Below are 12,166 nucleotides of genomic sequence, written 5' to 3' on the forward strand. Positions count from 1 at the left end.
TCCGCCGCAATCTGGCAAAAACCAAGCCGCCGCCGCGACAAGGTGCAGCAATATGGCCTCTTTTGTCACGTCGCCGCAGCGGTTAGGTGTGCAGCAGCTATAATTACTGGACCGCATCTTTATGAGTTTCTGGATCATCGCCGCCGCCGGAGCCGCCCTTGTGACCGTGTTGCTGGCGCGTGCCCTGACCCGTGGGGCCAGCGCGCCAGCCGAAACCGGTGCCGCCCATGATGTGCAGGTCTATCGCGACCAGCTGGCCGAGGTTGAACGCGATGTCGCGCGCGGGGTGTTGCCCGAAGCCGACGCCATCCGCGTGCGCACCGAAATCTCGCGCCGTATTCTGGCCGCGGATGCTGCCGGACAAAATGTTCCCGCCGCAAGTGGCACGCCGTCGCCTGTCGTCATCGTGGTGATCGCGCTGGTCTTGCTGGGCGGGAGCCTTGGGCTCTACTGGCAGTTGGGTGCGCCGGGCTATGGGGATCTGGCGTTGCAGGACCGTATCGCGCGGGCCGAAGACATGCGCCGCAACCGACCCGATCAGGCCACCGCCGAGGCAGAGCTGCCCGCCGCCGATTTGCCACCCGAGCTCAGCCCCGAATATGAAGCGCTGCTGACCCGCCTGCGCGAAACGGTTGCCGCGCGGCCCGATGATGTGCAGGGCCATGTCCTGCTGGCCCAGAACGAGGCGCGCGTTGGCAACTATGCCGCCGCCGCCGCCGCGCAGGGCAAGGTTGTGCGCCTCAAGGGGGCGGAGGCCTCGATTGACGATGTGTCGGGCTATGCGGAGCTGCTGGTGATGGCGGCAGGGGGCTATGTCTCCCCCGAAGCCGAGGCGGTGTTGCGCGCGGTGCTGACCCGTGATGTCGAAAACGGCACGGCGCGGTATTATTGGGGGCTGATGTTGGTGCAAACCGGGCGCCCTGATCTGGCGTTCCGCATGTGGGACGGGTTGCTGCGCCGCGGCCCCGAGGATGCCCCGTGGATCGCGCCTATCCTGGCGCAGATCACCCCTATCGCCACGATGGCCGGTGTGGACTATACCGTGCCCGAGATTGGCAGCGGCGCGCTGCGCGGCCCCTCGGCCGAGGATATCGACGCGGCGCAGGATATGTCCCCTGCCGAACGGATGGAGATGATCGGCGGCATGGTCGAAAGCCTGTCGTCGCGGCTTGCCAGCCAGGGCGGGCCGGTCGAGGATTGGGCGCGGTTGATCTCTTCGCTTGGCGTGCTGGGGGAAACGGCACGGGCACGGGCGATTTACGAGAATGCGGTAGAGGTCTTTGCCGATGACCCCGCCGCGATGGATGATATTCAACGCGCGGGCGAACGCGCCGGGGTGACCGAATGATCTATGACGACATATCAGATTTTGCCGCCGCCCTGCCCCCGATGCAGGCGTTGATCGGGTTGGACCTTGGGGAAAAGACCATCGGCGTTGCGGTCAGCGACAGTTTTCTGTCGATCGCCACCCCGCTGGAAACCGTGCGCCGCAAGAAATTCGGGGTTGATGCCGCCCGCCTGTCAGAGATCATTGCCGCCCGCGGGATCGGCGGGGTGGTGCTGGGCTTGCCGCGCAATATGGACGGATCGGAAGGCGCGCGCTGTCAGTCGACACGGGCCTTTGCGCGGAACTTTGACCGGCTGGGAGATATTCCCATCGGGTTCTGGGATGAACGGCTGAGCACGGTCGCCGCGGAACGTGCGCTGCTGGAGGCCGATACATCGCGTCGCCGCCGCGCCGAGGTGATCGACCACGTGGCTGCGGGCTATATTCTGCAAGGGGTGCTGGACCGTTTGCGTGTGATCAAGGCGCAGGGCGCGTCGGCCTGAGGCCACATAAGCGCGACAGCGCGAGGATAAAGCGATGAGTGACGAGATCTGGAAACGGAACGAAGTCGAAAGCCCCTGCGTGAAACTTTGCGTGGTGCACCCCGAGACGCGCCTGTGCACAGGCTGTTACCGATCCATTGACGAGATCGGCGCGTGGTCGCGTATGACGCCCGAAGAGCGCCGCAGCATCATGGAAGAGCTACCATCGCGGGCGGGTGCGTTGACGAAGCGGCGGGGGGGCCGTTCTGCGCGGCTCAAGCGTGACAGCACCGGCTGATCTGGCGAACCGGCTAGGCCGTCTGGACCGTTGAAGATGATTCAGCGGGCCACGCGGTACAGAAAATCAAGCATTTCGCTGCTGGTCTGGGCCCCTTCGTGATCTTGCGGGGCGTAATTGTCATTCGCCGCTGGCACCACGGGGGTCGCCCCAAAATGCTGCGCCACGGTCACGCATTGCCATGTTGCTGCTGCGGGCACGAAGCGAAGGATATTGGTCTGCGGGTCTTGCGCTGTATCTGTCATGTCCATCTCTGCCATCTCTCGGGTCGTTCAATTTGTGCGCCGGTCGATTCGATTCTCGGTCGCCTGTCGGTAGTTTGGCTCCGACAGTGTGATATAAGTGTTAAGATATGGCAGTATTTGGGCAAAATCAGGGTAATAAACGTATCAAGCCCTGCACATTCCGGCCCAATGCCGCGGATTTAGGCAAACAACGGGCGCGTGATATCGGCCCCCTGCCCCTTGCCATGCCCGCCCCGCTATAGCATTGACCCTCCCGAACCCCCATATTTCCAGCTCGATAGACGATAAGGCTTAGACCATCATGGGACATAGATCCGATCTCACCCGCGCCGCACGGCTTTCGGTCGCCCCTATGATGGACTGGACCGACCGGCATTGTCGCTACATGCACCGGCTATTTTCAAAGCAGACGTTGCTTTATACCGAAATGGTGACCTCGCCCGCCTTGGTACGCGGCGGCGCGTTGCATTTGCTGGATCATGATACCTCTGAACATCCCGTGGCCTTGCAGCTTGGCGGGTCTGACCCGGACGAGCTGGCTGAGGCGGCGCGGATCGGGGCGCAGGCGGGGTATGACGAGATCAACCTGAATGTCGGCTGCCCGTCGGATCGTGTGCAATCGGGCTGTTTTGGCGCGGTGCTGATGGAGCAACCGGCGCTGGTGGCGAAATCCGTCGCGGCGATGCGGCGCGCGGTGGATGTGGACGTGACCGTCAAATGCCGGATCGGCGTGGATGACCAGAACCCCGCCGAGGTGCTGCCCGAGTTTCTGGCGCAGATCGTCGGCGCGGGCTGTGAACGGGTGACAATCCACGCGCGCAAGGCGTGGCTGCAAGGGCTCAGCCCCAAGGAAAACCGCGACATTCCCCCCTTGGACTACGAGCTGGTGCACCGGATGAAGGGGCTTTTCCCGAACCTGCATATCTCGATCAACGGAGGCATCACCTCGCTTGATCAGGCAGAGGCGTTTCTGGACGCCGGTTTGGATGGCGTGATGATCGGGCGCAGCGCCTATCATAACCCGAACGATATTCTCGCACAGGCGGATCGCCGCATTTACGGCACCGGCGCAGACACCACACCCGAGGATGTCGTGGCGCAGATGCTGCCCTATATCGACGCGCATATCGACGGCGGGGGCAAGCTGAACCAGATCACACGCCATATGATGGGGCTCTTTGCCGGTCGCACCGGCGCGCGGGTCTGGCGGCGCACCCTGTCCGAGCAAGCCTCTCGCCCCGGTGCCGACCGTCAGGTGCTGCTAGAGGCGCTGGACGCGATGCAAACACTGGCCGAGGCGCAAGAAGCGGTATAGCAACAGGGGCAACCGCACGACATTCAGGATCGCCCCCATGCAAGACCCCACCCTCCTTCTGCAGATTGTCCTTATGATCATGGCCATCGGTGCCTTTGCCGGTGTGCTGGCGGGGCTGCTGGGTGTCGGTGGCGGCATCGTCTTGGTGCCCGCGTTTTTCTATGCGTTCCAAGCGCTTGGCTATGACAGCCCGCAGCTGATGCAAATGTGTCTGGCGACCTCGCTGGCGACGATCATCGTGACCTCGCTGCGGTCGGTGCACAGCCACAATAAAAAGGGCGCGGTCGATTGGGCGATCCTCAAGACATGGGCACCGGGGATCGTGATCGGGGCCATCATCGGGATGCTGGTGGTGGCACAGCTGCGCACGAGCGTCTTGCAGGGCATCTTTGGCGGGCTGGCGCTGGTCGTCGGACTATACATGGCCTTTGGGCGGGCGCATTGGCGCTTGGGACAGGCGATGCCCCGTGGGGCCGCGCGTGCGGCGCTGTCACCCTCTGTCGGGTTTCTATCGGTGCTGATGGGGATCGGCGGGGGCAGTTTCGGCGTGCCGCTGATGAGCCTGTTCAACGTGCCGATCCACCGTGCCGTGGCGACGGCTGCGGGGTTTGGCGTGCTGATCGCCGTGCCCTCCGTCATCGGGTTCCTGCTGGTGGATGCCGCGCCCAACAGCCCGCCCCTGACGGTGGGGGCGGTGAACCTGCCCACCTTTGCGATTGTCATCGCCATGACGCTGATCACCGCGCCGCTGGGGGTTAGACTGGCCCATGCGATGGACCCGAAACCGTTGAAACGGGTGTTCGCGGTCTTCCTGATCCTCGTGGCGCTGAACATGCTGCGCAAATCGCTGGGGCTGTAACCCGCCACGATAAGCGTCAGGCGCGCAGGATGGCGATCAGCTCGTCCTGCGTCAGCGCGAAGGGCGTGCCCTTCATCGAGGATGCACCGGCAGAGAGGCGTGCGACCTCTGCGTGATCCTCGGGGTTCAGTCCCATTTCCGCCAGCGTGCGCAGCCCCATCTGACGGGACCAATCGCGCAGGGCGGCGATCCCTGCCCCGTTTTCGACGTTGAAGGCATCGTCGATCAGGCCAAGCACCCACATCAGGCGCGTGTGGATCTGCGTGCCTGCCTCTGCCTTGTCCAAGTGAGACGCCAGCACCGCGGGCAGAAGCGCGCCGCAAATCTCTCCGTGTGGCGCGCCGGTCTGGCCGCCGATCACACCGGCAAAGCCATGCACCGCCCCCAGCCCCGCATTTGCCAAGGCCAAGCCACCGCAGGTGCTGACCCAAGCCATGTCGTCCCACGCTTCCGCTGCGTCTTGTTCAACCACGGCGCGCAGGGCGGCCAGCCCCTTAGGGATCGCCGCCTGACACAGCGCATCCGTCATCGGCGTGGCTTTGACGGACAGGTAGGGTTCGATCACCTGCGTGACCGCATCCAGCCCCGCCGCAAGGGTGACGCGGCGCGGTGCGCCCTGCATCAGCCCGGCATCCACGATGGCGATATCGGGAATCATCCGCGCGTCGCGCAGGCTGACCTTGACCCCGTGTTCCGGCACGGCAATCACCGCGTTCTTGGTCACCTCTGCCCCCGTGCCCGCCGTGGTCGGCAGCGCGATCATCGGCAAAGGTGCGCGGTCGAGCGGTTTGCCGCCCCCCACCCCTTCGAGGTAGTCCAGCGGTGCCCCCGCGCAGGGGATCAGCGCCGCGAGCGCCTTGGCAAAGTCGATCACCGATCCGCCGCCAAGTGCGACAACCACATCCGGCCGATCTGCGGACACACGGGCGAGCGCTGCTTCCAATGCTGGCAGGCTCGGCTCGGACCCGCAGCTTTGTGTGGTGACCGACAGACCAGCCGCGCGGCAATCCTCGACCAACCAAGCCGCGCGCGCTGCATTGGCCCCGTGTACGATCAGCACATGCGTCCCAAAGCCAGCGGCCAGCGTGGCCGTCTGCGCGGCCTGTCCACGCCCGAAATGCAGCGCTTGCGGAGAGAAAAACGAGAACATCGGCTTAGCTGTCAGCGGCGTCTTTGTGGTAGCTGTCAAGCACGGCAACCTCATCGCGCGAGCCAAGGATCACCGGAACGCGCTGGTGCGGTGCCGTGGGGGCGACATCCATAATCGCGCCCTGCCCTGTCGACGCAGCACCGCCTGCCGCTTCGATCACCATCGCCATCGGGTTCGCCTCGTACATCAGACGCAGCTTGCCGCCGGTCTTCTGGTTGTTGCTGTCAGCGGGGTACAGAAAGACGCCACCACGCGTGAGGATACGGTGCACATCCGCGACCATCGACGCGGTCCAGCGCATGTTGAACGACCGGCCACGGGGGCCTTCCTTGCCGGCAACAGCCTCGTCCACATAGCGGCTGACGGGGGCGTACCAATAGCGTGCGCGTGACGTGTTGATCGCATATTCCGAGGTCTCGGCGGGCACGGTCATCTTGGGGTGGGTCAGGCTGAATTCGCCCGTGTCCGGATCGCTGCTGAAGCCTGCAACCTCGTCACCCTTGGTCACCACAAACATGGTCGAGGGCCCGTAGATCGCATAGCCCGCGCAAATCTGGTTGCGGCCGTTGTGCAGCACGTTGCGGTCACCATCGGCCTGCACCTGCATGACCGAGAAGATCGACCCCACCGACAGGTTCACATCAAGGTTAGACGACCCGTCCAGCGGATCGAAATACAGCAGGTAGTCGCCCTTTTGCGGCTCTTTCAGCCAAGTAACCTCTTCCACCTCTTCCGACACAAGTGCTGCGACACGCGCGCTGTTGGCACACTCACGCTCGAACACGTCATTGGCCATGATATCGAGCGTCTTTTGCGCCTCGCCCTGCACGTTGATCTCTCCGGCGGCACCAAGGTTGCCCTCGAATGCACCACGACGCACGAGACCAGCGATCAGTCGCGACGCCGATGCGATGTCTTCCAGCAGAAACACCAGATCGGGGTCAAAGCTGTTTTGGGTCAGATACCGGCGAAGCGTTGGGGCTGTCATGGGGAGTTCCTTAAAAATTCAGGGTCGCGTCAACGGCCTTTTTCCAGAGCGCATATTTCGCGTCGCGCTGGTCATCGTCCATTTTCGGCGTGAATTGGGTTTCCTGTGTCCACGATTTCGCGAACTGTTCCTGGTCAGGATAAACGCCCGCGTGCATCCCCGCAAGCCACGCGACCCCGAGGGCGGTGGTTTCATGCACGGTGGGCCGGTCAACGGGGGCCGCGATGATGTCCGACAGGAATTGCATGGTCCAGTCGCTGGCAGACATGCCGCCATCGACGCGCAAGGTGGGCTGCACGCCATCGGCTTTCCAGTCGGCGGACATCGCTTCGAGCAGATCACGCGTCTGGTAGCCGACGCTTTCCAGCGCCGCGCGGGCCATTTCGGCGGGCCCCGTACCACGGGTCAGCCCAAAGACCGCGCCACGACAATCGGGGTTCCAATAGGGCGCACCCAGCCCGACAAAGGCCGGCACCAATACCACGTTCTGATGCGGATCCGCCTGTTCGGCCAGCCCTTGCGTCTCGGCCGAATCCTGAATGATCTGCAAACCGTCGCGCAGCCATTGCACCACGGCCCCCGCGACAAAGATCGACCCTTCAAGCGCGTAGGTCGGCTTGCCGTCGAATTGATAGGCAATGGTGGTGAGCAGCCGGTTTTCCGACCGCACCGGCGTGTCGCCCGTGTTCATCAGCGCGAAACAGCCCGTGCCGTAGGTGGATTTCAGCATTCCCGGCTCGAAACACGCCTGCCCCACCGTGGCCGCCTGCTGGTCGCCCGCGACCCCGTGGATCGGAACGGCAGCGCCCAGAACATCGGGATCGGTACTGCCGAAATCATCGGCGCAATTCTTGACCTCTGGCAACATCTCCATCGGGATGTCGAGCAGGTCACAAATCGACCGGCTCCACCGGCCTTTGCGGATGTCATACAGCATGGTGCGCGCGGCATTGGTGGCATCCGTCGCATGGGACGCCCCACCGGTCAGCTTCCAGATCAAAAAGCAATCGACAGTGCCGAACAGCAGCTCCCCCTTGGCGGCACGGTCGCGCGCGCCTTCGACGTTGTCCAATATCCAGGCCAGCTTGGTGCCCGAGAAATACGGGTCCAACAACAGGCCGGTGCGGTCGGTGAACATCTCTTCGTGGCCCGCATCGCGCAGGGTGCGGCACTGGCTGGCGGTGCGGCGGTCCTGCCAGACGATGGCGTTATAGATCGGGCGGCCGGTCTGCTTGTCCCAGACCACAACCGTCTCGCGCTGGTTGGTGATGCCAATGGCGGCGATATCGCCCGCCGTGATCCCTGCCTTGTCGATCGCCCCGCGGCAGGTCGCCTGCGTGGTGCGCCACAGATCATCGGGATCATGTTCAACCCAGCCGGACTGGGGGAAATGCTGGGGGAATTCTTCCTGGGCGCTGGCAATCGACGTCATCGTGTCATCGTAAACGATGGCCCGTGTGGAGGTGGTGCCCTGGTCAATGGCAAGGATATACGTCATGCGCGTCCCTTTGGAAGTGTAGCAACCGTCAGATGGTGCCGTATCCTAGCAAGGGTCGGCAGGCCCGACCAGATGTCAGGGCAATGACGGATGTCGGCGTTGTTGGAAAATCAAAGGTTCCGGGGCCAGCGAACCGGCCCCGGAAAGAGTGGCTTACTGCCAGGATTTGATCAGCTCATCATAGGCGATGGTCTGTGGCTCTTCGTCTTCGCTTTCCAGTTTCGCTTTGGGCGAACCCGGCTGGGACAGCCAGTACTCTGGGTCACGCTCTTCGTTCATTTTGGGGCCAATGTCCCCTTGAACGCCGGCACGCTCCAGACGGATCAGGACTTTTTCCTGATCGGCGCACAGGGCATCAAGCGCTTCCTGAGGGGTCTTCGCACCGGACATGGCGTCGCCGATGTTCTGCCACCACAGCTGCGCCAGCTTTGGATAGTCAGGCACGTTGGTACCAGTTGGGGACCACTGAACGCGCGCTGGCGAACGGTAGAATTCAACCAGACCACCCAGTTTCGGTGCACGCTCTGTAAAGCTTTCGTGCTGGATCGACGATTCACGGATGAAGGTCAGGCCAACGTGGCTTTTCTTGACGTCCACAGTCTTGGAGGTGACGAACTGCGCATAGAGCCACGCGGCCTGTGCACGGTCGACCGGCGTGGATTTCATCAGCGTCCACGACCCGGCATCCTGATACCCGATCTTGGTGCCTTCGGTCCAATATGCACCGTGGGGCGAAGGTGCCATGCGCCACTTGGGCGTGCCATCTTCGTTCATCACGGGCAGGTCAGGCTCTACCGACGCGGCGGTAAAGGCGGTGTACCAGAACATCTGCTGGGCCACGTTGCCCTGCGCCGGAATTGGGCCCGCTTCAGAGAAGGTCATGCCCGCAGCCGCCGGAGGCGAATACTTCTGCAGCCATTCGATCGCTTTGGTCACAGCATAGACCGCTGCTGGCCCGTTTGTGGCACCGCCACGCGCAACGCAAGACCCCACAGGCTGCGAGTTTTCGTTGACGCGGATACCCCATTCGTCGACGGGCAGACCGTTTGGCTCGCCCACGTCACCGGCACCGGCCATCGACAGCCACGCATCGGTGTAGCGCCAGCCAAGCGACGGGTCTTTCTTGCCGTAGTCCATGTTGCCAAAGACTTCGCCTTCGACGCCAAGACGCGACAGGTCGCGACCGGTGAAGAATTCGGCGATGTCCTCATATGCGGACCAGTTGACCGGAACACCCAGATCGTAGCCATATTTCTCTTTGAAATCAGCTTTGTTCTGTTCGTCGTTGAACCAATCGTAGCGGAACCAATACAGGTTCGCGAACTGCTGGTCGGGCAGCTGGTAGATCTTGCCATCGGGGCCGGTCGTGAACGACAGGCCGATGAAGTCTTCGAGGTCGAGACCGGGGTTGGTCACGGCCTTGCCTTCGCCTTCCATCCAGTCGGACAGATTGCGGGCTTGCTGATAGCGCCAGTGCGTCCCGATCAGGTCGGAATCGTTGATATAGGCGTCATAGATGTTCTCGCCCGACTGCATTTGCGTTTGCAGCTTTTCGACAACGTCACCTTCGCCGATCAGGTCATGGGTGACCTTTATGCCGGTGATCGCTTCGAAAGCGGGGGCCAGAACGGTGGATTCGTAGGTGTGCGTGCCGATTGTCTCGGACACGACGTTGATCGACATGCCTTCAAACGGTTTTGCAGCGTCGATAAAGAACTGCAGTTCGGCTTCCTGGTCTTCCCGCGACAGCGCGGAGAGATCGCCGATTTCCTTATCAAGGAAAGCCTTTGCGGCCTCCATGTCGGCGAACGCAGGTGCGGCAAACATGCAAGCCGCAAGCCCGATCGCAGTCGTTCCCTTTAAGCGCAAGTTCATGATGTTCCTCCCTAGAATTGAACATTTGAGAGGTCCGGTTCTTGCAGGCCGGCCCCCCTTATTTTCCTGTCCTAGACCCAGCGGAAAACCGCGATGGCATAGAAAAGGCAGACGACCAATGCCCCCCATTGGGGCGCACTGAGCAGCCCGAGCCAAGCCAGATTGATAAAGGCCGAGCCCAGAAGCGTGATGAACAACCGGTCACCGCGCGTCGTTTCCATCCCCAGTATACCGGCGCGCGGTACTTCGGGGAATTTGATTGCAAGGATCGTAAAGGTGATCAGCGTCACCGCGATGATCCCAAAGAAAGCGGCGGTGGGCCAAGTCCAAGCCATCCAGTCCATAATGTTTCCTCCGGTCTTTCTTTGTTAAACGCGGCCCAAGGCAAAGCCTTTGGCGATGTAGTTGCGCACGAAATAGATCACCAAGGCACCGGGCACGATGGTCAGCACCCCTGCCGCGGCCAGCACGCCCCAGTCGATCCCGGCGGCCCCGACAGTACGGGTCATGGTGGCGGCAATCGGCTTGGCGTCCACGCTGGTCAACGTCCGGCTCAGCAGCAGCTCAACCCAGCTGAACATGAACAGGAAGAAGGCCGTGACCCCGATCCCCGACGCCACCAGCGGCGTGAAGATGCGGATGAAAAAGCGCGGGAAGCTGTAGCCGTCGATATAGGCCGTCTCGTCGATCTCTTTCGGGACGCCGCGCATGAACCCTTCGAGGATCCACACCGCCAGCGGCACGTTGAACAGACAATGCGCCAGCGCCACAGCAATATGCGTGTCGAACAACCCGACGGAGCTATAAAGCTGGAAGAACGGCAGCGCGAAAACCGCGGGCGGGGCCATCCGGTTGGTCAGCAGCCAGAAAAACAGGTGCTTGTCGCCCATGAAGCTATAGCGCGAGAAGGCATAGGCCGCCGGCAGCGCCACTGCGAGCGAGATCACCATGTTCATCACCACATAAGCCATCGAGTTCAGATAGCCCGTGTACCATGACGCATCCGTCAGGATCGTCATATAGTTGTCGAAGGTCAGATCACGCGGCCACAGGGTAAAGCTGTTGAGGATCTCTGTGTTGGTCTTGAGGCTCATGTTCAGCAGCCAATAGATCGGCAGCAGCAAGAACAGCAGATAGAGCGCCATGACAATCGCATTGCCCTTGATCTTGGGCAGGGCAAACCCTCTTTTTTGTGCAAGATCAGACATCAGTGGCCATCCCTTTTATCAAGGTTCGTCATCACGGTGTAGAACACATAGGAGATCAGCAGGATCACCAGATAATACATGATCGAGAACGCCGCCGCAGGACCAAGGTCAAACTGTCCGAGGGCCATCTTGACCAGATCGATCGACAGGAAGGTGGTAGAGTTACCAGGCCCCCCGCCCGTCACGACGAACGGTTCGGTGTAGATCATGAAGCTGTCCATAAACCGCAGCAGGATCGCGATCATCAGAACGCCCATCATCTTGGGCAGCTCGATATAGCGGAAGACTTTCCAGCGGCTCGCCTGGTCGATCTTGGCCGCCTGATAGTAAGCATCGGGGATGGATTGCAGACCGGCATAGGCCAGCAGCGCCACCAGCGACGTCCAGTGCCAGACATCCATCACGATCACAGTGATCCATGCGGCATAAAAATCCTGGGTGTAGTTATAGTCGATGCCCAAGGCCGACAGCGTGTAGCCCAACAGGCCAATGTCCACGCGGCCAAAGATTTGCCAGATGGTGCCAACCACGTTCCACGGGATCAACAGCGGCAGCGACATCAGAACCAGACACAGCGAGGCCCAGAACCCCTTCTTGGGCATGTTCAGCGCCACAAAGATCCCCAACGGGATTTCAATCGCCAGAATGATCACCGAAAACGCGATCTGACGGCCCAAGGCGTTCCACATCCGCTCGGATTCAATCATCTCGCGGAACCAGTCGAGGCCAGCCCAGAAGAACTGGTTGTTCCCGAAGGTATCCTGCACGGAATAGTTCACCACGGTCATCAGCGGGATCACGGCAGAGAAAGCCACCAGCAGCAGCACAGGCAGCACAAGGAACCAGGCCTTTTGATTGACGGTCTTGTTCATGACGCGGTCCTTTCAGCGAGGGTCAGCGGGAAAGCGGCGGATTGGATCA

At 61.8% G+C, this 12,166-nt stretch carries 13 protein-coding genes; 5 read left to right on the top strand and 8 right to left on the bottom strand.

All coding sequences use genetic code 11. The annotated features are described in order from the left end of the window. The first annotated feature begins 121 nt into the window (after positions 1–121). From ccmI to ACNQ62_RS06615, 3 genes are read left to right on the top strand one after another with little or no spacing between them, the layout of a single operon-like run. Positions 122–1,348 (top strand): c-type cytochrome biogenesis protein CcmI, encoded by a 1,227-nt coding sequence (gene ccmI / locus ACNQ62_RS06605; protein WP_418094468.1) that lies wholly within the window; start codon positions 122–124, stop codon positions 1,346–1,348. Continuing rightward, positions 1,345–1,830, top strand: coding sequence for a Holliday junction resolvase RuvX (gene ruvX / locus ACNQ62_RS06610; protein WP_037943920.1), 486 nt, complete (start codon positions 1,345–1,347; stop codon positions 1,828–1,830). Before ccmI ends, ruvX begins: the two co-directional genes overlap by 4 nt. Before the next feature lie 34 nt (positions 1,831–1,864). Continuing rightward, on the top strand, positions 1,865–2,107 hold the full coding sequence (locus ACNQ62_RS06615; protein WP_278376209.1) for a DUF1289 domain-containing protein: 243 nt from the start codon (positions 1,865–1,867) through the stop codon (positions 2,105–2,107). Positions 2,108–2,148: 41 nt separating this feature from the next. Here ACNQ62_RS06615 and ACNQ62_RS06620 read toward each other — a convergent pair whose 3' ends face one another. After that, complete coding sequence (locus ACNQ62_RS06620) at positions 2,149–2,352, bottom strand: hypothetical protein (RefSeq protein ID WP_235183771.1); 204 nt, start codon at positions 2,350–2,352, stop codon at positions 2,149–2,151. Between the two features lie 301 nt (positions 2,353–2,653). Between ACNQ62_RS06620 and dusA the strand changes: the two genes are divergently transcribed. Next, on the top strand, positions 2,654–3,667 hold the full coding sequence (dusA, locus tag ACNQ62_RS06625) for a tRNA dihydrouridine(20/20a) synthase DusA (protein WP_418094469.1): 1,014 nt from the start codon (positions 2,654–2,656) through the stop codon (positions 3,665–3,667). Between the two features lie 37 nt (positions 3,668–3,704). Then, positions 3,705–4,526 (top strand): sulfite exporter TauE/SafE family protein, encoded by an 822-nt coding sequence (locus ACNQ62_RS06630; protein ID WP_037943915.1) that lies wholly within the window; start codon positions 3,705–3,707, stop codon positions 4,524–4,526. A gap of 16 nt (positions 4,527–4,542) precedes the next feature. On the opposite strand, the gene ACNQ62_RS06635 is transcribed toward ACNQ62_RS06630, so the two are convergent. The 7 genes from ACNQ62_RS06635 to ACNQ62_RS06665 all read right to left on the bottom strand — a co-directional run bounded on the left by ACNQ62_RS06635 (position 4,543) and on the right by ACNQ62_RS06665 (position 12,117). After that, positions 4,543–5,676, bottom strand: coding sequence for an iron-containing alcohol dehydrogenase (locus ACNQ62_RS06635; RefSeq protein WP_418094699.1), 1,134 nt, complete (start codon positions 5,674–5,676; stop codon positions 4,543–4,545). Positions 5,677–5,680: 4 nt separating this feature from the next. After that, positions 5,681–6,664 (bottom strand): class 1 fructose-bisphosphatase, encoded by a 984-nt coding sequence (locus ACNQ62_RS06640; RefSeq protein WP_304950494.1) that lies wholly within the window; start codon positions 6,662–6,664, stop codon positions 5,681–5,683. 10 nt (positions 6,665–6,674) lie between these two features. Beyond that, positions 6,675–8,162, bottom strand: a complete 1,488-nt coding sequence (gene glpK / locus ACNQ62_RS06645) for a glycerol kinase GlpK (protein WP_286780109.1) — start codon at positions 8,160–8,162, stop codon at positions 6,675–6,677. A gap of 153 nt (positions 8,163–8,315) precedes the next feature. Beyond that, positions 8,316–10,037 carry an ABC transporter substrate-binding protein gene (locus ACNQ62_RS06650; RefSeq protein ID WP_037943910.1) on the bottom strand — a complete coding sequence of 574 codons (1,722 nt, stop codon included), beginning with the start codon at positions 10,035–10,037 and terminating at the stop codon, positions 8,316–8,318. A gap of 71 nt (positions 10,038–10,108) precedes the next feature. Then, the gene (locus tag ACNQ62_RS06655) at positions 10,109–10,381 is read right to left on the bottom strand and encodes a DUF2160 domain-containing protein (protein ID WP_005852584.1); all 273 of its coding nucleotides are present in this window, start codon (positions 10,379–10,381) and stop codon (positions 10,109–10,111) included. A gap of 24 nt (positions 10,382–10,405) precedes the next feature. Further along, positions 10,406–11,245, bottom strand: a complete 840-nt coding sequence (locus ACNQ62_RS06660) for a carbohydrate ABC transporter permease (RefSeq protein ID WP_009826627.1) — start codon at positions 11,243–11,245, stop codon at positions 10,406–10,408. Continuing rightward, a complete protein-coding gene (locus ACNQ62_RS06665) occupies positions 11,245–12,117 on the bottom strand; it encodes a carbohydrate ABC transporter permease (RefSeq protein ID WP_037943909.1) in 873 nt (290 codons plus the stop codon). The genes ACNQ62_RS06660 and ACNQ62_RS06665 overlap by 1 nt, the downstream gene beginning before the upstream one ends. Positions 12,118–12,166: the final 49 nt, after the last annotated feature.

The organism is Sulfitobacter sp. SBS6, from assembly GCF_048285585.1.
GTDB classification, from domain to species: Bacteria; Pseudomonadota; Alphaproteobacteria; order Rhodobacterales; family Rhodobacteraceae; genus Sulfitobacter; species Sulfitobacter pontiacus.